Genomic DNA, 20,526 nt, shown 5'->3' with positions numbered 1-20,526 from the left:
GTGAGCACCGATCTATCGGCTCCCCCATCAGGGAAGGGCACGACGACGGCGGGCCGGGGCAAGCAGCCCCGCCCGCCTTTCGGCGTTTCAGCGGTGTCCGTCCTGGCCGTACTGATCGCCTTCTTCTCCCTCGTGCCCCTGGGGTACGTGGCGTACATGACCGCGGCAACCGGGTGGGACACCGCCGTCGGCCTGATTTTCCGGCCCAGGGTGCTCGAACTGCTGCTCAACACGCTGCTGCTCACCGTCATTACGGTGCCGCTGTGCCTCCTCCTGGGGGTGGCCGGCGCCTGGCTGGTGGAACGCACAACGCTGCGCGGGCACCGGGTCTGGGCAGTGCTCCTGGCCGCGCCGCTGGCCATCCCGGCCTTCGTCAACAGCTACGGCTGGGTCTCGGCGGTGCCGTCCCTGGGCGGCCTGGGCTCCGGCTTACTCATTGCGACGCTGTCCTACTTCCCCCTGGTGTACATTCCCGCTGCCGCGTCCCTGAGCCGGCTGGACCCCGCCATCGAGCAGTCGGCGGCGGCGCTGGGCCTGGGCAACTGGGCCACGTTCTTCCGGGTGGTGCTCCCCCAGCTCCGCATCGCCATGACCGGCGGCGCCCTGCTGGTGGGGCTCCACCTGCTGGCTGAGTACGGGGCATTCGCCATGATCCGCTTCGATACCTTTACCACCGCGATCATGGTGCAGTACCAGTCCACGTTCAACGGCGCCGCGGGCAACATGCTGGCCAGCGTCCTGGTGTTCTTTTGCCTGCTCCTGCTGCTGGCCGAAGTCCGCAGCCGCGGCTCGGCCAGGTACGCCCGGGTGGGGCCCGGTGCGCAGGCCAAGGCACTGCGGCTGCCGCTGCGCGGATACCAGCTTCCCGCCCAGGCCTTCCTGCTGGCGCTGACCCTGCTCGCCGTGGGGCTTCCCCTGTTCTTCGTCCTGCGCTGGACTGCCCTGGGAGGCGCGCCTGTATGGGCGGCTGCGGAGTTCCTGCCCGCACTCACCACAACCCTGGCCTACGGGCTTGCCGGCGCGGCCGCCACCACGGTTGTGGGGTTTCCGATGGCTTACCTCGCGGTCCGCCACCCGAGCTGGTTCAGCAAGTCCCTGGAGCTCTCCAACTACGTCACCAGCTCAATGCCTGGCATCGTGGTGGGCCTGGCCTTTGTCACCGTCAGCATCCGCGTGGTTCCGGGCATCTACCAGACCGCCGGCGTACTGGTGGCGGCCTACGTGCTGTTGTTCCTCCCGCGCGCCCTGGTGAGCCTGCGGGCAGGGCTCGCCCAGGCACCCAAGGAGCTGGACGAGGCTGCGCAGTCCCTGGGCAAGCCACCGCTGGCCGCGTTCCTTCGGGTCACCCTGCGGCTGACCGCACCTGCCGCTGCCGGCGGCGCCGCCCTGGTTTTCCTTGCCATCACCAACGAGCTCACCGCCACGCTGCTGCTGTCCCCCAACGGGACGCGCACCCTGGCCACCGAGTTCTGGAGCAAGAGCAGCGAGATCGACTACGCGGGAGCCGCGCCCTATGCGCTGCTGATGATCCTGCTCTCGGCACCCATGACGTACCTCCTTTTCCAACAGTCCAAGAAAGTGGCCGGACAGTGACAGCACAATCCACCTCACGGCTGCCGGAGCCAAGGATCGCCCCGTCCGTGGCAGCCAGCACCAACACACACCTGGAGATCGCCGGTGTCACCAAAAACTTCGGCTCGCAGGACGTCCTGCGGGGGGTGAACCTTTTGGTGGCCAAGGGCGGAACCACGGCAATAGTTGGTCCCTCCGGATCGGGCAAAACCACGCTCCTGCGGCTGATAGCGGGCTTCGAGCACCCGCTGGCCGGCAGCATCGCGCTGAACGGCAGCACAGTGGCCGGTGATGGTGTCTGGGTGCCGGCACATAAGCGGAAGATCGGCTATGTGGCGCAGGACGGGGCACTCTTCCCGCACCTGACAGTGGCCCAGAACGTGGCGTTCGGACTGGATCCGGCAAAGCTCTCCGGAGGCCGCCGGGGCGTCGCCGGCAGGGTGGGTGAACTGCTGGAGATGGTGTCCCTGGATCCGGACATGGCGAAGCGCCGCCCGCACCAGCTTTCCGGCGGGCAGCAGCAGCGGGTGGCCCTTGCCCGCGCGCTGGCACGCGAACCCGAACTGATGCTCCTCGATGAGCCGTTTTCCGCCCTTGATGCCGGCCTCCGGGTAGCCACCCGCAGGGCTGTGGCCCAGGTCCTGGCCGAAACGGGCGTCACCACCATCCTGGTAACCCACGACCAGGCCGAGGCCCTGTCCTTCGCCGATCAGGTGGCGGTGATGCGCGGCGGGAAACTGGCCCAGACAGGCAACCCCTTTGTGGTGTACACCCGCCCGGCCGACCGCGCCACCGCAGAGTTCCTGGGAGACGCCGTCATCCTCGACGCCTGGATGGAAGGTTCGCTGGCTACGTGTTCCCTGGGCGGGATTCCTGTCCGCCGGCCGCCTGCCCAGGGCCGGGTGCAGCTGATGCTCCGGCCCGAACAGATCCGGATTGCCGAGGACAGCCCCATCCGCGGCGTTGTGGTGGACACGGACTACTTCGGCCCGGAAACCACGGTGCGGCTGAAGCTGGCGCTTCCGCCCGAGCTTGCCGGCGGCGCAGACCACAGGTACCCGGGCGGGGGCGAGATCATCACCATCCGGCACTGGAACGCGTCCATCGCCCGGCCCGGAATGGAGCTGTGCCTTCGCGTGGTAGGCGAAGGCGTGGCGTTTCCCATCGAACCCTGACTGGGCTGCGCCTCAGCGGATTCCCGCGAGCGGTGTAACTGTGCCGCTTTTGACGCTCACGGGACCGCCCGCCGCCGTGACGCGCACCTCTTGGGTGCCCGATGGCGGGAAGACGAGCGAGGTGAGGCTCTGCCTGCCGCCATCCACAAACACTTCCACCGAGGACCTGTCCACGTAGGTCGTCAGGCGGACGGCTCCACTTCCCGGGCCGCCATCCGACGCCTGGACCTGGCTGTACGTGTCGCGCCCCGCGGCCTTATCGCTGCCTGCGTCAGGGCGCGGGGCGCCGGCAACGTCGTCGCCGTCCCTGGCAACAAAAGCTTTGCCGGTCGCAAAGTCGTAGCCGACGGTGGCATAGGTCCTGCCGCCGCTTTGCAGGAGCACACGGGCTTCGCCTTTCCCCGATTCCGGCTTCCCAAGCTCAACATCCACCTTGAACGCTCCGCTGGCCGGAATGGACAGCGGAGCGCCAGGCCCGTCCCGGAGCAGTCCAGCCGGTATCGGCGTCGGGGCACCCTCCAAGGATTTGAGGGCGGGGGTGGGCGTGGACACCAAGGCCAGCCGCCCGCCGTCGGACTCCAGACGGATGTCCCGCACCACTGACGCTGCACCGAACCAGTCCCTGGTGGGCAGCTCGCGGGCGTAGGCCCAGTTGTTCATCCACCCGATCGCGTGCCGGGAGGACTTGCGCTGCCCGTCGGTCAGCCGCGGGTCGTCCCAGGTCACGGCGGCATAGAAGTCAGATCCGGCGTCGAGCCATTGGTGGCCATCGTCTGCCGTGAATCCCTTGCCGTCCCAGCTGCCCGTCCAGTACGCCAGCCCGGTGGTCCGGCCGTCCGCGGCGCCGTTGGCACTGGCAGCCAGCACCCAGGTGCGCCGTGCCGGGTCGCCATCGATGTCCAGCTGGAAGAAGTCAGGGCATTCGAGGACGCCCAGGCCCTCGCGCTCAAAGCCGGAAACGTACTTCCACTGCTTCAGGTCCTGCGACGTGTAAAAGCCAATCTTGTGGCCTTCTGCAAGCAGCATCAGCCACTGGTTGTTGGCCTCGTCGCGCACAATCCGGGGATCGCGCCAGTGCTCCGCGCCGGGATTCTCCATCACGGGATTCCCGTCGTAGCTGGTGAAGCTGTACCCGTTGTCCGTGGAGTAGAACATGGACTGGCGCTGGACGCCGTCGTGCTGCTGGGTAAGGATCGCCACCACCGCGCCTTTGCCGAAGCCGACCGTACCTTCGGTGTCCACGATGGCTGACCCGGTTTCGATGTCCCCCAGCCCGTTACGGAACTTGGGGATGGCCACGCCTTCGTTCTTCCAGTGGACCAGGTCCGCGCTGGTGGCGTGGAACCACTCGGTGCCGTTCCCTTCGGGGTAGTCGGCGTTGTAGAGGTAGTAGTAATGCCACAGCCCGTCCAGGAAGAACGGGCGCTGCGGATCGTTCATCCACCGCTGCTCGGGGGTGAGGTGGTAAGCCGGGCGGTACCCGGGGTTCCCGGCAGGAGCCTGCAGTTGGGCCGCATCGGCCGCAGGCCAGGTCCGCTCCTCGCCCAGGTCCGCGAGCAGGGCGTCCCGCGCCTCGGAACTGATGCATTCCGGAAGCTGCACCTCCTCCGTATCCTGCCGCACGGCGTCCGCTGTGCTGCTGCGCAGGAAAACCTGGCCGTCCATCCGGACCCCGGCCAGCCAGCCGCTGCCGCACTCGATGCTGCGCACATCCTCCGCGCCCTCCGCAGGTATGTCCTTCCCGCGCTCCGCCAGCGTCCGGTCGTTACCCTTGAGCCACAGCGAGGCGTAGGCACCCGTCTGCTCCCGGGCAGCGGCCTGGGCAGCTGCGACGCTGCCAAGGACATGGCCGGCCTTGGCGCCTGCCCCGGAACCGGCGTTGCCGGACAGGACCAGGGAGAGGACCACCACCAGGGCGGCAGCGGCCGCCGCGGCTGCCCACCACCAAGGGCGGCCCGGGAAAGCGCGGGGAGTTTTGAAGGATTTGCGGATCATGGGTTTCGTTCCGTCGCCGAACACACAAATGCCGCCCCCCGGATGAGGAGGCGGCATCAGCGCAAGTGAACCATCAACCCTACGCGTTCACACGCCAGGACCCAATTACTGTTACATCCCGGCCGGCCGCTTCTTCTGCGGGTATGGCGTCTCGCCGCGGGCCAGCATCTCCACGAATCCGGCAATTTTCCGTTCGCGGGTGGCGGCCTGCTTGACAGAGTTGGTCCGGTAAATCAGGGCGAACCGGTTGGTTTTGGTGAGGACATCGAACATCGACTGGGCGGCCGGAACGGCGGCGATGGCGGCGGCCAGATCCGCTGGAACCTCGGCCGTGGCCTGCCCGTCATACGCCTTGTCCCAGCGGCCGTCCGCCTTGGCGGCATTCACGGCTGCCCAGCCGGCGTCTGTCATCCGGCCCTCGGCGTCCAGCCGGGCCACATGGCCGACATTCCGGGCAGACCACGGGCTTTTGGGACCACGCGGCGTCATCCGCTGCAGTGATGTTTCGCTGTCCCGGCTCTTGCCCTGGCCGTCGATCCAGCCGAAGCACAGCGCCTCATCCAGCGCCGCCGCATAGTCCAGCGCCGTGACCTGCCCGCCCTTTTTATGCAGGACCAGCCACACGCCACGGCTGGTCTTGTGGTTTTCCTCCAGCCAGCCGCGCCAGGCGGCGGCGTCCGGCACCAGCAGTTCCTCGAGTTCAACAGCCATGGCCCTATTCTGCCTGTGACCCGGGACGGCACAACCCCTCCCCGGCAGACACCGGCCGTGGCACCATGGCCTTACGCCCGCTTCACCGAACAAAAGGAAAGACCATGCTGCGTGTCCGACCGCTCCATTTCACGTCCAGGACCGATGTCTGGGAGCTGCTGCTCACCGAGTTGGGCATGGTCCGCACCGAAAATGAGCCCGGGTGGCAGGTGTTCGACGCCGGTTCGGGCCGCCTTGCCCTCCACGCCGTTCCGGACGGAGCAGTCGAGGACGGAACCACCGCATTCGCAGTGGAGGTGGGTGACCTTGCGGAGTTCGCCCGCCGCACCAACCTCTCGGCCCGGGATGCTGGAACCACCCCCGCGGAAATCATTACGGCGGGCCACGGCGAAACCTGCCGGATCACAGCACCGGACGGATTCACTTTCCTGGCCGACAAGGCCGTCCACACGGCCCAGTGCGCCGACGCTGACCCGGCCCTGGCCGTCGTCGGGGTCTGGTTTACGGAGGACACAGCCTCGGCAACACGGACCCTGCAGCATATTGGCGCCCGTCCCCGCCCGGTGCCTGACGCTGACGAAACCGCCGACTTCACGGCCAAAAACGGAGGGGTGCTTCTGGTGCGTCCGGCCGCGGGCACGCCCCGGTCCGGCCTGGGTTTTGAGTACGACGGCGGCCTGGAACCATTGCGGGCACGCCTCGCCTCCGCGGGGTTTGAGGCAACCGTGACGGAGGAGGCCTTTGGCAGCACCCTCCACGTGGCCAACCCGGACGCCGGGTCCGGCGCGGACCACGTGCCGGGGGCGGTGTGGGTCTCCGGGCGCCGTCCCATGGGGTAGAACTTAAGCATGAACGTGCGCACACCTGACCCGAATCCCGGCTGGCTCTCCGAAGAAGACCTTTTTGAGGCGCGCGGGCGGCTGCCCATGGTGTACGTGGAGGCTGTGCCGGTCCGGCTCGATCCGCTGGGTTTCGTCAACGAAGTGGGAACCCTGCTCCAGGCCGACGAGGACGGCACCATGGTCCGTTCGCTGGTGTCCGGGCGCGTCATCTACCGCGAAACCATCCGGGCAGCCCTTCTCCGGCACATGGAAAAGGACCTTGGCCCGCTGGCGTTTCCGCAGCTGCCCATCAGCCCCGTCCCCTTCACGGTGGCGGAGTACTTCCCTGCCCCGTCCCAGACCGGCTTCACTGATGAGCGGCAACACGCCGTGTCCCTGGCCTACGTCATCCCTGTAACGGGCGAATGCGAACCGCGCCAGGACGCCCTGGAGCTGACCTGGATGACCCCCGAGGAAGTCCTGAGCCCCGGCGTACAGATGGAGTTCAGCGGGGGGCGCGGCGGCCTGATCCGGCAGGCGCTTGCCTTCGCGGGCGTAGGGTTCTGACACCCTCGGCAGCACCCGGCGTCCCCGACTTCCGGCGCCCTCCTTTGTAGACTGTAGGGCGGACCGCAAGAGAACTTAAGGACTCCCATGACCGAAACACCAGCCGCCCGGAACTACAGCGAACAGCAGGCTGGATCTCTGACCACCGGCAGCCACATCCTGCTGCCGGACGGTGAGCGGACAGCGGAAATCCGCCAGGTTGAGCTTGAGCAGGACGATTTCGGCGCGCCCGCGCTGGTCCTCGCCAGCCTGTCCGGCGGAGGCACCTTGCGCATCGCCGTGGGCACGTCGGTGACTGTGGTGGACGGAGCGTTCGACGGCGTCACGCAGCTTCCGCTGCAGGCCACCCCCGCCGTGGTGGCGGGCACTGCCGGGGCCGTTGGCGCCGCCGGGGAAGCGGGACCCGCTAAGGAGGCCGGGCTGGTGCAGCCCGGCGGAGGGGCGGCTGCGGCACCTGCTGCTCCCGCCGTCGTCGTGCCACCCCTGCCTGCTGTCCCGCCGGCGGTCACCGGCCCCGGTGAAGAGGAACTTGCCCTGATCCCGGCGCCGAAGGGGACGCCGGAGTCTGTGGTGGAAGCCGCGGCCGAAGCCCACCCGGACGCGGAAGGTGTGCTGCTGCTGGCCGACCGGCTGGCGAAGGGGGTTAACTTCAAGTCCGGCAGCTGCCTGAAAGACCTTAGCGACCTCGCCCACGAACTCTTCATCACCCTCAAGGACTCGGACGGTTCCCTGGCCGTAGCGGACCTGCTCAACGTGCTGCCCTATGACGGGAACCCCGGCCGGTGGGCCTCCGTGGAAGCCTCCCTGGCGCTCTCCAGCTACATTTGCCGGCAGAACGGCCAGGAAGCGCGGGCCGAGGTCTACGAAAAGCTGCTCCGCACCCCGGAAAACCAGGAAACGGACCCCTTCAAGGCCCGGATGGCCGCCAAGGTGCGGCAGCGCTCGCTCAACGAGCCCAACCTGTACGACAAGGAAATCTTCCGGTCCATCGATAACTCCAACCACGAGGCAGAGCGCGAATGGCGGCTGCTGCGGCTCGAATCCCTGTTGTTCCTGCGGGCACACGGAGGCTCCGAGACCATCCTGCCCGGCGAGCTCGAGCGCCGCATCAGCAACGAACTTGAGGCCGTCCGCTCCTGAACTCCAGGGTGGACAAATACCCCCTACCCGGCGCCGGGCAGGGGTTGTACATTCGGGGCTATGACTAACAATCTGAGCGTTGTGATCAATGCTGACGCGCCGCAGGTCTGGACGATGCTGCGCGAACCGTCCAAGGTGGCCCAATGGCACGGCTGGCAGGCCGAGGACCTTGACGCCGAGATCAAGCAGATCTACTTCTCAGGGGACCAGGAGGAGTCGCCGGACCACACCAGCTTCACAGTCCACGGCGGCGACGTCTTCGAGCTCCATCCTGAGCCGAACGGGACGCGCGTCAGCATCACCCGGGCAGCGCTGGACCATAATTCAGAGTGGGCTGCCTGGGATGAGGACATCACCCAGGGCTGGCTGACCTTCCTGCAGCAACTCCGCTTCGCCCTTGAGCGCCATCCGCACGGCAAGCGCCACACCCTGTTCCTCCAGGTGCCCGGCGGCCCTGGTTCCGCCATTGAAAAACTCGGCCTTTCGGACGTTCCGGCCCCGGGCAAGGAGTACACGCTGACCTTGGCCACCGGCGAGGAGATCTCCGGGAAGGTCTGGTACCGGAGCAACCATCAGGTAGGGCTCACCGTCCACAGCTACGCGGAGCACGGCGACGGGCTGCTGATTGTTGCTGACCAGCCAAAGATTGCGGATGTCCGGCCCGACGGCGGGTCCCTGGTGGTTATTTCCACCTACGACCTGGGCGCGGCCAGGGTCGATGAAATCCGTTCGTCCTGGGACTCCTGGCGGGCTGAGAACTACCCCACAGCGGAACCCGTGAGCTGAGGGGCCTGCCCCATTTGCTGGCACACTGGTACGGTGCCAGCCAACACTGCTTCCGCTTCGTCCCCTTCTGCCCCGGCGGCTGCCCCCGCCGGGGAAACCGCGCTGTCCCGGCAGTCTGAGTTCGGTTTCCGCGTCGGTTCCCGCCTCGCGGAGGCGTGCCCGCCGTCCGCAGCCCAGGTTTCGGCCAACGGCGGGGAATTCCTGGGCCGCACCGGCACCATCACCACTCCCCATGGTGAGATCCGGACGCCGGCGTTCATCGCCGTCGGGACCAAGGCCACGGTGAAGGCCGTGCTGCCCGAATCCATGGCGGACCTTGGCGCTCAGGCCCTGCTGGCTAACGCCTACCACCTGTACCTGCAACCCGGCGCGGACATCCTCGATGAGGCCGGCGGCCTGGGTGCCTTTATGAACTGGTCCGGGCCCACGTTCACCGACTCGGGCGGCTTCCAGGTGATGAGCCTGGGCTCGGGGTTCAAGAAAGTCATCGACATGAAGTCCGTTGATGCGTCCGGGCCCGATGACGCCGTGGCCCCAGGCAAGGAGCGCCTGGCCCACATCGACGACGACGGCGTCTGGTTCAAATCGCACCTGAACGGCGACAGGCACCGCTTCTCCCCCGAAATCTCCATGCAGGTCCAGCACCAGATCGGCGCGGACATCATGTTTGCCTTTGACGAGTTGACCACCCTGCAGAATTCCCGGGGCTACCAGGAGGAGTCGCTGGAGCGCACGCGGCTGTGGGCGGAGCGGTGCATCGCGGAGCACTTCCGGCTGACGGATTCGCGGGCGGGGAAGCCGTACCAGGCCCTGTTCGGCGTGATCCAGGGCGCCCAGTACGAGGACCTGCGCCGGAAGGCCTGCCGGGACCTCGGCGCCATGCCGTTTGACGGCTTCGGCATCGGCGGGGCTCTGGAAAAAGAGAAGCTGGGAACGATTGTCCGGTGGTGCAACGAGGAGCTTCCCGAGGACAAACCACGCCACCTGCTGGGCATCTCCGAGCCGGACGACATCTTCACCGCCATCGAAAACGGCGCCGACACCTTCGACTGTGTCTCCCCCACCCGCGTGGCCAGGAACTCGGCGTTCTACACCCCGCAGGGCCGCTTCAACCTCTCCGGCGCAAAGTACAAGCGCGATTTCGGTCCGCTCCAGGACGGCTGCGACTGCTACACCTGCACGCATTACTCGCGGGCCTACATCCACCACCTGTTCAAGGCCAAGGAGATGCTCTCCGCCACCCTGATCTCCATCCACAACGAGCGGTTTGTGGTGAAAATGGTGGATGACGCCCGGCTGGCCATCGAATCCGGCACCTTCTTCGAGTTCAAGGCCGAGACGCTGGGCCAGTATTACTCCTGAGTAATGCCCCCGCCGGTTCCGATATCCTGACCCCATGCCCATCGAAATTCCCGCCGCAGCTGGCACCGCCGAGGCCCTCGTGGCCCGGCCCTCCACCGGCACCGGCCCCTTTCCCGGCGTCATCCTCTACATGGACGCCTTCGGCCTGCGCCCCCGCATCCAGGACATGGCCCAAAGGGTGGCCGATTGGGGCTACATCGTCCTGGCGCCGAACGTCTTCTACCGTGAAGGCAAGGCCGCCGAGCTCGCTCCCACCACTGACATGACCACGCCGGAGGGCAGGGAAACCGCCGGCAAGGCCGCCTTCCCGAGGGTCGGTCGGCTCACTGCGGACAGAGCAGTGGCTGACGTGGACGCGTGGGTCAAGGCGCTTGGCGCGCTCGACGGCGTAGCGCCGGGCCCGATCGGCGCCTTCGGCTACTGCATGGGAGCCAGGCTGGCCGTCCGCACCGCAACGGCACGGCCGGATGTGGTGGCAGCCTGCGCCGGCTTCCATGGCGGCGGACTGGCCACCGACGCTCCGGACAGCCCCCACCTCGGACTTGCCCGGGCCCGCGCCCGGTTTGTATTCGGCCACGCCGACCACGACCCAAGCATGGCTCCCGACGCCGTCGCCAGGCTGGGCGAGGCGCTCCAGTCCGCCGGCCTTGAGTCCTCGAACGAGATCTACCCCGGAGCCTCCCACGGCTATTCCATGGCGGACACCTCGGCCTTCCACGCCGAGGCGACGGAACGTCACTTCCGGGAGCTGCGGGCGCTGCTCGACGCCACCCTCAAGGGTTAGCTACGCGCCGTAGCTCGGTTCGCGCTTCTTGACCCAGCCGATCACCAGGGACGTGACCGGCACAAAAATGAATTCCACCAGGGTCTTGTACACGAAGCCCACCACCACGTAGTTCAGGAACGTTCCGAAGTCGGTGATGCCGATGACGGACGCGGCGATGCTGCAGAAGATCAGGGTGTCCACGAGTTCACCCGCACCTGAGGAGCCCATCAGCCGCGCCCACAGGGACTTCTCCCCGGAGCGGGCCTTCATCTTCACCAGGATCCAGGAGTTGATGGTCTGCCCGGCGAGGAACGCCAGCAGCGAGGCGAGCACAATCTGGGGAACGGGGCCCAGGGCGCCTTCCAGCGCGGCCTGCTTGGACGTTCCATAGTCGTCGTCGAAGCCGGGCAGCGCGATGATCACCCAGTAGCAGAGGGACGCGAACACGGACAGCGCGAAGGTGGTGAAGATGGCTTTGCGGGCCACCGTGAAGCCGTAGACCTCGCTGATGACGTCGCCCAGGATGTACGCCAGCGGGAACAGGAAGAAGCCACCGTCAGTGATGATGGGGCCGATCGCCACACCCTTTGAAGCACCGATATTGGACAGGATCAGCACCACGGCCATCACCGCCAGCATGATCCCGAAGTAGGGGGAACCGATGGAAGCGAACCTGGCGCCGCTGCCGGCATGAGTGGTTTGGGGCGCGGCGTTCTGGCCTGGGGCTGAGGGCATGGGGTTCCGTTCGTAGTGGTTCGCTCGGGGCCCGGAAAGAATGCGGGGCGGCCGGCTGTATTAGCACTGTCCGCCCCATTGTCCCATTGAACGGGTGCTGTTCGGGGCACTGTTCAGGCACACAAAGCGGACGGTCGACGGCGGATGGCAGGATGGTGCAATGACTTCCGTTTCTACCGATGTCCAGTCCCCCGCAGCAGCTCCCGCCGTCGTCCTGACGATCGCGGGATCCGAAGCCACCGGCGGTGCCGGTGCGCAGGCCGACCTGAAGACCTTCCAGGAGCTGGGGGTCTTTGGCATCGCCAACCTGACCTGCATCGTGTCCTTCAACCCGAACGACAGCTGGAACCACCGCTTCGTGCCGGTGGACCAGCAGGTGATCGCCGACCAGCTGGAGGCAACGACGGCAGCTTACGGTCCGTTGTCGGGCGCGCCGTCCGTACTGGACACGGTGAAAATCGGAATGCTGGGCAGCCCGGCCACCATCAGCACAGTGGCAGGCGCACTGGACGGGGGCGGGTTCCGCAACGTGGTGCTGGACCCGGTGCTGATCTGCAAGGGCCAGGAACCAGGACACGCCCTGGACACCGACCAGGCGCTGAAGTCGCAGATCCTTCCGCTGGCCACCTTCGTGACGCCCAACCACTTCGAGGCGGAATCCCTCTCCGGCCTGGAGATCACGGACGTGGAGTCCCTGAAGGCAGCAGCCGTGCGTATCCACGAGCTCAGCGGTGCAGCAGTGCTCGCCAAGGGCGGGGTGCGGCTGGAAGGCCCGGACGCCGTCGACGTTTTCTACGACGGCGAGACCCTTGAGGTGCTGCGCGCCGAGAAGGTGGGCGAGGTGGCGGTGTCCGGAGCAGGGTGTTCCTTGGCCGCCGCGGTCACCGCCGAACTGGCCAAGGGCGCGGCGCCGCTGGAGGCGGCACGGACAGCGAAAGCGTTTGTTACCGCCGGGATCCGGAACCGCGTGGCCTCCGGTGCGCCGTTTGATGCCCTGTGGCAGGGCGGCCCGCGCTAGCTTGTTTTACTGCCGGGCCGCAGCCACCGGAGCTTCGTCCAGGAGGGCTTCGGCCATGAGTGTAGCGGTCCGGGCGATAAAGGCCCGGCGGCGTTCCAGCCGGTCCGGTGCGGTGCCGGCCAGCAGTGCGTCGATCTGGGGCAGCACCGGCCAGCCGTCGCAGAGCGTCACGATGGTGATGACCAGGTCTGCAGCGTCGGTCCGGTCGATTCCCGGCAGGACGCGGAGCATCTGGTCAACCTTGGCGGCGCAGTGGTCTGCCCGGGTGGCACGGTCCACGGTGTTGCGGCCGCGCTCCAGCCCTTCCCAGAACAGCAGCCGCGCCAGGGCGCTGTCCTTGGTGTGACGGTCAAAGAGTCTGGCCGCGTACTCTCCCACGGCCGCAGCGCCATGCCCCTCAATGGGGACTTCGGTCATCACCCGGACGAGTTCCGCGGCCAGGACGGCGTCAAAAAGATCGTCCTTCTTGCCGAAGTACTGGTAGATGCGCTCCTTGTTCACGCCGGCAGCGGCTGCGATCCGGTCCACCCTTGCGCCGGCCAGACCTTTTTCGCTGAATTCTTCGGTGGCGGCAGCCAGCAGCAGCGCTTTGGTGCGTTCAGTGTTCCAGGCCATAACGGTATTCTACGCGATTCCAACCAAGTAGTTGCAGTTTTCCCGGCACGGGTCTAATGTCAATTCCAGCAAAAGCAACCGTCTAGTTGGAGATTCCCGTGAACAATCCCGCCGCTCCCGCCGCCGTCACTGCAGCAGCCGCTCCCGCGTCCGTCCCGGTTGCTGTCCCCTCCCCGTCCATCCACGTACGGGCAGTCATCACGTGGCTGGCCATCTTTCCCCTCGTCGCCGTGGGCATGCTGTTGAGCGCACCGGTGACGGAAAGCTGGCACCCCGTCCTCCGTGCCCTGGCCCTCACGCTGGTGGTTGTCCCGGCGGCCGTGTACGTGGTGCTGCCGCGGCTGTTCGCGGCGTACGGCGCGATCGTCCGCCGCGCAGTGGAAAAGTCCCGCCGCTAAGCCGCACAGGCCCGCCGCACCGATCAACCGCGCAACCATCAGCGCGGGTCGGTGACCTTTCCCATAAACAGCGGCAGCCCAGTGTCCGTGTGCACGATCTGGTAGTGGAACGGCCGGTCGAAGGTGATGGACCTTTCGGGCTCGGCCGGGGCACTCGTGGCCATGCCGTTGATCTGGGTGACGGCCGCGGCCACCGTTCCCTTTTCCGCGACGGTAATGTTCGCGTCCTGCGCAGCCTGGGTGAGCACCACGCCCGGCTGGATTGCATCAAAATCCGTGATGGTTTCCAAGGTTTTGCGCAGGCCCATGTGCTCGAACACTTCCCGTAAATCAAAGCTGCTCTTGTGGTCCCAAGTGGGCAGCGCGATGTCGACCATCCCGGGATCTGCCGCCTCCAGGGCATCTGCCACCCCGGCCAACACGTCCGCCTTGATGGCGGCAGCACCGCCGTCGGAACCCCGCGCGGGAAGAACCAGCCGCATCACAAACCCCTCGCCATACGGCAGGTCCACCGCCTGCCAGCCGGCGCCCTCTGCGTACGCCATATACTGCGAGCCATGCATCATGGGCACGCTGGCGGTTCCCTCCGCAGTGGCAAACGCGGCATCGGACGTAGCCTCAGCAGCAAACGGGGTCTCCCAGACGCCGGCAAAATACACAGCGTTCAGGAGGCTGAAGGTGTTCCTGGTGTCGTACTTGGCGGGCGCCTTCTCGATCCGGCCGCCCGTATTCCTGTTGACCCAGGCGTCCAAGGCCGGCTTGGTGGCGGCCTCGTCAGGAAAGTCCACGGGGTACACGCCGGTGCCGTAGTGCTTCGCCAAGGTCTTCAGGTAGTCCTCCCCGGTAGGAGTGCTCCGGCCCACAAACAACCCGTTCGCCGTGTGCATCAGGGGCTTGGCGGGCGGGTTTTCCTCGTCCACTAAGCCCGGGTCGCCGTCGTACTCCTCCAACGAGGCGAGCAACGCGTTCATGGCCTCGTCCCGGCCGGCAGCGGGGAGGCCGAGCACGGCATCATTCTCCGCGGCAGCCTCCCCGGTTGCGCCCGCGCGAAGCATGGCGAGGGCAATCAGCAGGCTGCCGGGCGACGCAACCACGTTGCCCTCTCCCCCACTGGCCAGCAGGGCATCCCCCAGCGTGAAGGCGGAATTCCGGAAACTGGCCAGCTCATCCCTGAAGGCCGCGCTGTCCACGGAGGCACGCTCCACGCCGTCTGCCTTGAGCAACTGCGGCGGCGCCGGTGCAGCACAACCCGCCATGGCCAGTACGGCGCCAAACGCCATTGCCCGCTGGAAATACTTCACGGCTGTTGCCTCCCCCGGCATCACACGGCAGTAATCCGCCTGATCCCAGTGAAACAGCGACGACGGCAGCGGACCATGCCGGTAGGGTCACGCTTTGCACTCATTTAGGTCTCGCGCCCCCGCGATGTCCCCCGCAGGACGCTCTCTCACTTAACGCGGGGAAACCCGGAACGCTCTATCACTTTCCTGAAGAGAGTGATGGAGCGTTCGGGTATTTACCGCAGGAACTGATAGAGCGTCCTGCAGTGGTGGGCGTACGACGGCGGGTGCCCACCCGCCGTCGTACCCTCCTTTGTTTTCCGTCTTTGTTCCTTCTCCCGGCGTCACACGCCGAGGGAGTCCTTGTCCTTGCCGCTGCCCGTGGGCGCCTGGTCCCAGGCGTGGCCCTGTTCGTCATCCAGGTGCGTGGCCTTCTTGTTCTTCAACGCGAAGATGTAGACCAGCAGCGAGATGGCGATCGCAACGGTGACGTAGGTGAAGAACAGGTCCTCCCGCTCCGCCTTCTGGAAGGCGGCGCCGATCAGCGGCACGGTGCCGCCGAAGAGCGAGTTGGCGATCGCGTAGCCCAAGCCAACGCCCAGCGCGCGGATGGAGGCTGGGAACAGCTCGGCTTTCACCAGTGCGTTGATGGAGGTGTAGCCGCCCACGATCAGCAGTCCGCCCATCATGAGCAGGAACGCGGTGAACGGATCCTTGGTGCCGGCCAGCGTGGACAGCAGGGGCCAGGTGAAAAGCACGCCGGTGATGCCGAACCACAGGAGCAGCGGCTTGCGGCCAACCTTGTCCGAGATGATGCCGTAGACGGGCTGCAGCAGCATGAAGATGAACAGGGCCCAGAAGTTGATCACGGAGGTGTCGGTCTTGGCGATGCCGGAGGTATCGTTCATGAACTTCAGGATGAAGTTGGTGTACGTGTAGAAAGCTACGGTGCCGCCGAGGGTGATGCCGATGCAGATCAGCAGTGGCTTCCAGTACTGGGTGAACAGCAGCTTCATGGTGCCAGGCTGGGCTTCCCCGGCGGCCGGGGCCTTGGCGGCCTGGATCTGCTCGGCCGACACGGTTTCTTCCATGGAGCGCCGCAGCCACAGGACCACCAGCGCTGCCACGCCGCCGATGGCGAACGGGATGCGCCAGCCCCATTCGGTGAGATCTCCCTTGGGCATGGCGTTCTGCAAAATCACCAGGACCAGCAGCGCCAGCATCTGGCCACCCACCAGGGTGACGTATTGGAAGCTGGAGAAGAACCCGCGGCGTTTGCTGGTGGCCGCTTCCGACATGTACGTGGCGCTGGTGCCGTACTCGCCGCCCACGGAGAATCCCTGGATAACGCGGATGAGGACCAGCAGGATCATCGCCCAGAGCCCGATCACGTCCTGGGTGGGGAGGACGGCGATGGCGAAGGAACCGGCAGACATCAGGGTCACGCTGAGCGTCAGTGCTGCCTTGCGGCCCTTCCGGTCCGCGTACCGGCCGAAGAACCAGGCACCGATGGGGCGCATCAGGAAGGACGTCGAGAAAACGGCCATGGCTTCAAGGCCGGCCTGGAGTTCGTCCTTGGAGTTGAAGAAGTGCGCCTGGAAGTAGGCGGCGAAGACTGTGTAGACGTAGAGGTCGTACCACTCCACCAGGTTGCCTGCGGAGCCCTTCAGAATGTTGCCCACGGCGCGCCGGGTCTGTGCCGATTCGCTGACTGTTGCGGTTTGCTGGCTGCTCATCGCTGAACCTTCCTTGGCTGCGCGGTCCCCGCTGTCCGCTCCGGCCTGATTTTTGTGCTGTCCATGGCAGCGTTGCTCATGGTTCCTCCTTGAGGTTGTTCGTCCCCTCGCAAAGCCTGAGGACCTTATCCAAGCTATGCGTGAGCCACGGCACAGCCCAAGCGGAAACGGAATTCCTAACACTTCCTTAGGTATTCGTTCCTTTTGCCGTGGTGCCGGATGGCTCCTGCGCGCGCGGCGGAGAACCGGTGGAAGGGGTAATCTGCCAAGGGCAGGCAGAGCGGTGCGGGACAGTCGTCAAGGGAGCCGCGACATCGTGCCGCTCGAAAGGGAACAGGAACTGGCTATGGATGTGCTCATCGTCGAGGATGACGACGCCATGGCATCCGCCCTCGAAGCAGCGGTGGTTTCCGCCGGGCACACCTCCAGCCGGGTTTCCCGCGGCGCGGACGCGCTCCTTGGGCACCGGCGGTTCGGAGTCATCTTGCTGGACCTGGGACTCCCGGACATGGACGGGCTGGAAGTCCTGCGCAAGCTGCGGCAGGTCACCGATGTTCCCATCCTGATTCTGACCGCGCGCGACGACGAACGCAGCGTCGTTCTGGGCCTGCGCTCCGGAGCCGACGACTACCTGGTCAAACCGGTCAAGCTGGTGGAGCTGCTCGCCCGCATTGAGGCTGTGACCCGCCGGGCGGCCAGGTCGCAGGACACCAGGCAGTGCCTCATCACGCTGGGCGAACTGGAAGTGGACCTCGAACGCCGGGTGGCTGTCCTCGCCACCGAAGACCTTCCCCTGACGGCCACGGAATTCGACCTGCTCGCACTCCTGGCCAGCCATGCAGGTTCAGTGGTGACGCGGGAGCAGATCCTGGACTCGCTGTGGGGTGATGCGTTCGTCGCCTCATCGCGGGCCCTCGATGTTCACCTGACGGGCCTCCGGGCCAAGCTTGGACTTCCGGGCTTCATCATCAACGTCCGGGGCGTGGGCTACCGCATCGAGGCGGATTCTGCGTGAGGCTCCGCGTCCTCGGGATCCTGAGCGTCCTGTCCGTCCTTCTGGTGCTTATCGCCTCCAACACCATCCTGGCATCGGCAGGCAGGGAACTTACCCAGGAGCTTCAAATCAACCGGGCCGCTTCCCTGAACCGGCTCGCCCAAGTCGCTTTCGACGCCGGGGCCGACGGCGGCGAGGCCACCCAGCTGCAGGCTGAGATGGACCGGTACTCCGAGCTCTATGGGGAAGGCGTCCTGATCCGGCTGCAGCAAGGCACCCTGCGCTCCGGCGGCCTCAGCCAGGACCGGGCCGACGTACGGGACGCCCTGGCCAGGGCAAGCCTGAACCTGAGTGACACCACGCTGGCGCCGGTTCAACCCTTCGGCACCGGTTCGGCGGTGATCTCCCGTTCCTTCGGAAGTGCCAGCCAAGTGCTCGGGGCGGCGGTCCTGGAAGTCAACCAGGACAGTGCGCGCCAGAAACTGCGCGAACGCTGGCTCGCCGTCGGACTGGCTGCAGCCGCCCTCGCGGCCCTGCTCCTCATCGCCGCAGAACGGGTGACCCGCTGGGTGCTGCGCCCGGTCCACCGGCTTAATGCCGCCGTCGCCGAGCTTGAAACGACCGGCCGGAGCGGTCAACTGCCCGAGGAAGGCCCGCCCGAGTTGAGGCAGCTGAGCCGGTCCTTCACCTCCATGGCGCAGAGTGTCAGCGACAGCCTCGAAGCCCAGCGCCAGCTCATCGCGGACACCTCCCATGAGCTCCGCAACCCAGTGGGAGCGCTGCGGCTGCGGATCGACCTGCTGCAGTTGGAACTGAAGACAACCAAGGAGCGGGCTGCTGCTGCCGCAGTGGTCACGGAGCTCGAACGCGTGGAAGAGATCCTGGACGGCGTGTTGAAACTTGCCGCGGCGGAGCACCGGGCCTTCGAGGACTCGGCCGGCACCCCGTCTGGAGTTCCCTCCGCTGGGGACCGGACTCCCATTGACCCCTTCCCCGTCCTGCAGGGGGAAGCCGAACGGGCAGGACCCGCTGCCCGGCAGGTCGGCGCCGCCATTGTGCTTGGGAGCCCGCCCCAACAGCCGGCACTCATCGCCTGCCGCCCGGACGACCTGGCCCAGATGGTTGGCGAACTACTGAACAACGCCATCAAATACGCCGGCCGCGCCGCTATCAAAGTTTCTGTGCGCGCACGCGGCAACACCGTGGTGATTGAAGTGTCCGACGACGGGCCGGGGCTTTCATCCGAGGAAAGGTCAGCGGCCATGCAGCGGTTTTGGCGCTCGCCCCGGCACTGGACTTTGAGCGGCAACGGCCTGGGCATGACCATCGTGGAGAAGCTGGCCGTGGCGAATGGCGGACGTCTTGTATTGGCTACGGCGGAGCCCCACGGCCTGCGTGCCTGCCTCGAATTTCCACGCGCCGGCGACGTTCCAAGCGGGAACACCAACCGGCAGGCGGGCCCGCATGGGTGAGCCTTCTTCCCCTCTGATTGCACCCTCCCTGTCCAGGCGTGGGATCCTGGCCGGTGTGGGGGCCGCAGCGGCGGGGATTCTATTGCCGGCTTTGAGCGCCTGCACTCCGGAAGACCGGGTGGATTCTTTAGTTGTGGCTGGTGGCGAGCCGGGCGGTTTCTACCTCGAGTTCGCTACCCTGCTTGCCGCCTCGCTGCAACGCAACGGGGTGGCCCGGCAAGCCACTGCCCTCCAGACGGGCGGAAGCCTGGACAACCTCGCGCACCTTATGAGCGGGCGGGCCACGTTCGCTGTCGCCCTCGCTGATGCCGCTGCCCAACGGGCAGCGGGGAAGAGTGCATCCGAGGCAGGAATCACCGCTTTGGGAAGGGTCTACGAAAACTACGTCCACTGTGCGGTCCGGCAGGCGAGCGGTCTTAACGCCATCTCCGACCTGGCTGGCAGGACGGTGGCTGTGGGTGAGCCGGGGTCCGGAACGTCCCTGACCACACCGCGTCTTCTCGAAGCAGCCCGGCTCACTTCCGTCAACGCCGGTGAAGGTGCCGCCGGCGGTGGCGGACAAGCGGTGACCGTCCTGAACCTGGGACTCAATGACGGGTTGTCAGCACTGCGGGAGGGATCAGTGGATGCCTTGTTCTGGTCGGGAGGTGTTCCCACCGCCGCCATCGCCGCCGCCCACCACGACGTGGGGCTGAATTTCCTGGATCTCTCGGTGCTGCTGCCAGTGCTGCGTGGCCAGTACGGCGCCTTTTACGACCGGGTGCTCATCCCGGCCGGGGCGTACGAGGGGCTTCCCGCCGTCTGGACGGTGGGGGTGACCAACCTGCTGCTGTGCGGGAGCGATCTGGCGGACACCACCGTAAAGCGGACTGTGGAGCTGTTGGTGGGACGCGCGGAGGAGCTCATTCCGCAGTCCAGCCTGGGTGTCCAGTTCCTCAGCCCGGAATCCCTGATCAACACCGCCGGCCTGCCGCTGCACCCTGGAGCAGCCGCAGCGTACCGGGAGCTCCACGGGTAACCCAACGCCCCATCGTTTCCTGCCCCACACCCGCAAACGCCCCATCAGGTCCTGCATCAATCGGGCAGACGCCCCATCACTCTTGCCTCCTGTTCACAAACATCCAAGATCTGCGCGGGCGTTTGAATCAGGTCTCGGATTGCGCTTCCGGCACCTTTCCACATACGGCCTTCAGTGCATGGCAGCCAACGGTGCTTCCTCATTAGCGTTTGGTCTGACCGACGCAACAAGCAAAGGTGAGGATCAATGTGACCAGGAAGCAACGCCGGTTGGCGGCACGAACGAACCAGGTGCGGAACCAACCAGGAGACCCGTTCAAAGCCGCCACCCGAAGAGTGGCAATTCCATCACCCGGCACGTCCGGG

Annotated in this window: 19 protein-coding genes; 13 read left to right on the top strand and 6 right to left on the bottom strand. The window is 66.5% G+C overall.

What is annotated here, in order from left to right; genetic code table 11:
• A complete protein-coding gene (locus tag FNL14_RS06785; RefSeq protein ID WP_181762559.1) occupies positions 1-1,593 on the top strand; it encodes an iron ABC transporter permease in 1,593 nt (530 codons plus the stop codon).
• Positions 1,590-2,747 carry an ABC transporter ATP-binding protein gene (locus FNL14_RS06780; RefSeq protein WP_181762558.1) on the top strand — a complete coding sequence of 386 codons (1,158 nt, stop codon included), beginning with the start codon at positions 1,590-1,592 and terminating at the stop codon, positions 2,745-2,747. Before FNL14_RS06785 ends, FNL14_RS06780 begins: the two co-directional genes overlap by 4 nt.
• A 12-nt stretch (positions 2,748-2,759) precedes the next feature.
• Here the strand turns inward: FNL14_RS06780 and FNL14_RS06775 are convergent, their stop codons facing one another.
• Both FNL14_RS06775 and FNL14_RS06770 read right to left on the bottom strand, forming a co-directional pair.
• The gene (locus FNL14_RS06775; RefSeq protein ID WP_142058724.1) at positions 2,760-4,742 is read right to left on the bottom strand and encodes a glycoside hydrolase family 32 protein; all 1,983 of its coding nucleotides are present in this window, start codon (positions 4,740-4,742) and stop codon (positions 2,760-2,762) included.
• 111 nt (positions 4,743-4,853) lie between these two features.
• Positions 4,854-5,453, bottom strand: coding sequence for a YdeI family protein (locus FNL14_RS06770; protein ID WP_142058722.1), 600 nt, complete (start codon positions 5,451-5,453; stop codon positions 4,854-4,856).
• Between the two features lie 104 nt (positions 5,454-5,557).
• Here FNL14_RS06770 and FNL14_RS06765 point away from each other — a divergent pair, with 104 nt between their 5' ends.
• The 6 genes from FNL14_RS06765 (at position 5,558) to FNL14_RS06740 (ending at position 10,913) form a co-directional block, all read left to right on the top strand.
• Positions 5,558-6,292 (top strand): VOC family protein, encoded by a 735-nt coding sequence (locus FNL14_RS06765; protein WP_142058720.1) that lies wholly within the window; start codon positions 5,558-5,560, stop codon positions 6,290-6,292.
• A gap of 9 nt (positions 6,293-6,301) precedes the next feature.
• On the top strand, positions 6,302-6,841 hold the full coding sequence (locus tag FNL14_RS06760; protein ID WP_050056434.1) for an NUDIX hydrolase family protein: 540 nt from the start codon (positions 6,302-6,304) through the stop codon (positions 6,839-6,841).
• Positions 6,842-6,928: 87 nt separating this feature from the next.
• Positions 6,929-7,981: a DUF6707 family protein gene (locus tag FNL14_RS06755; protein WP_142058719.1), complete on the top strand. Its 1,053-nt coding sequence runs from the start codon at positions 6,929-6,931 to the stop codon at positions 7,979-7,981.
• Positions 7,982-8,041: 60 nt separating this feature from the next.
• Positions 8,042-8,767 carry an SRPBCC domain-containing protein gene (locus tag FNL14_RS06750; RefSeq protein ID WP_142058717.1) on the top strand — a complete coding sequence of 242 codons (726 nt, stop codon included), beginning with the start codon at positions 8,042-8,044 and terminating at the stop codon, positions 8,765-8,767.
• A gap of 33 nt (positions 8,768-8,800) precedes the next feature.
• Complete coding sequence (gene tgt, locus FNL14_RS06745; RefSeq protein ID WP_142058715.1) at positions 8,801-10,129, top strand: tRNA guanosine(34) transglycosylase Tgt; 1,329 nt, start codon at positions 8,801-8,803, stop codon at positions 10,127-10,129.
• A 34-nt stretch (positions 10,130-10,163) separates the two neighbouring features.
• Positions 10,164-10,913: a dienelactone hydrolase family protein gene (locus FNL14_RS06740; protein ID WP_142058713.1), complete on the top strand. Its 750-nt coding sequence runs from the start codon at positions 10,164-10,166 to the stop codon at positions 10,911-10,913.
• On the opposite strand, the gene FNL14_RS06735 is transcribed toward FNL14_RS06740, so the two are convergent.
• Positions 10,914-11,630, bottom strand: a complete 717-nt coding sequence (locus FNL14_RS06735; RefSeq protein ID WP_142058711.1) for a queuosine precursor transporter — start codon at positions 11,628-11,630, stop codon at positions 10,914-10,916. It abuts the gene before it with no gap.
• 160 nt (positions 11,631-11,790) lie between these two features.
• Here FNL14_RS06735 and FNL14_RS06730 point away from each other — a divergent pair, with 160 nt between their 5' ends.
• Entirely contained in the window at positions 11,791-12,648 is an 858-nt protein-coding gene (locus FNL14_RS06730) for a hydroxymethylpyrimidine/phosphomethylpyrimidine kinase (protein ID WP_142058709.1), read from the top strand.
• Between the two features lie 6 nt (positions 12,649-12,654).
• Here FNL14_RS06730 and FNL14_RS06725 read toward each other — a convergent pair whose 3' ends face one another.
• Positions 12,655-13,263, bottom strand: a complete 609-nt coding sequence (locus FNL14_RS06725; RefSeq protein ID WP_142058707.1) for a TetR/AcrR family transcriptional regulator — start codon at positions 13,261-13,263, stop codon at positions 12,655-12,657.
• Between the two features lie 98 nt (positions 13,264-13,361).
• On the opposite strand from FNL14_RS06725, the gene FNL14_RS06720 reads away from it, so the two are divergent.
• On the top strand, positions 13,362-13,661 hold the full coding sequence (locus tag FNL14_RS06720; protein ID WP_142058705.1) for a hypothetical protein: 300 nt from the start codon (positions 13,362-13,364) through the stop codon (positions 13,659-13,661).
• A gap of 38 nt (positions 13,662-13,699) precedes the next feature.
• On the opposite strand, the gene FNL14_RS06715 is transcribed toward FNL14_RS06720, so the two are convergent.
• Positions 13,700-14,941 carry a serpin family protein gene (locus FNL14_RS06715; RefSeq protein ID WP_181762560.1) on the bottom strand — a complete coding sequence of 414 codons (1,242 nt, stop codon included), beginning with the start codon at positions 14,939-14,941 and terminating at the stop codon, positions 13,700-13,702.
• Between the two features lie 344 nt (positions 14,942-15,285).
• Complete coding sequence (locus FNL14_RS06710; protein WP_142058702.1) at positions 15,286-16,677, bottom strand: MFS transporter; 1,392 nt, start codon at positions 16,675-16,677, stop codon at positions 15,286-15,288.
• Between the two features lie 346 nt (positions 16,678-17,023).
• On the opposite strand from FNL14_RS06710, the gene FNL14_RS06705 reads away from it, so the two are divergent.
• Genes FNL14_RS06705 through FNL14_RS06695 form a run of 3 tightly spaced genes read left to right on the top strand, consistent with a single transcriptional unit; the run spans position 17,024 to position 20,161 of the window.
• Positions 17,024-17,692, top strand: a complete 669-nt coding sequence (locus FNL14_RS06705; RefSeq protein ID WP_142058790.1) for a response regulator transcription factor — start codon at positions 17,024-17,026, stop codon at positions 17,690-17,692.
• Positions 17,689-19,143: a HAMP domain-containing sensor histidine kinase gene (locus FNL14_RS06700; RefSeq protein WP_142058700.1), complete on the top strand. Its 1,455-nt coding sequence runs from the start codon at positions 17,689-17,691 to the stop codon at positions 19,141-19,143. Before FNL14_RS06705 ends, FNL14_RS06700 begins: the two co-directional genes overlap by 4 nt.
• Positions 19,136-20,161 (top strand): TAXI family TRAP transporter solute-binding subunit, encoded by a 1,026-nt coding sequence (locus tag FNL14_RS06695; protein ID WP_142058698.1) that lies wholly within the window; start codon positions 19,136-19,138, stop codon positions 20,159-20,161. Before FNL14_RS06700 ends, FNL14_RS06695 begins: the two co-directional genes overlap by 8 nt.
• Positions 20,162-20,526 lie beyond the last annotated feature (365 nt).

Origin of the sequence: Pseudarthrobacter sp. B4EP4b (genome assembly GCF_006680095.1) — a bacterium.
Lineage (GTDB): Bacteria > Actinomycetota > Actinomycetes > Actinomycetales > Micrococcaceae > Arthrobacter.
The sequence above is the reverse complement of the archived record's forward strand: the minus strand, read 5'-3'. Positions and strand labels throughout refer to the sequence as shown.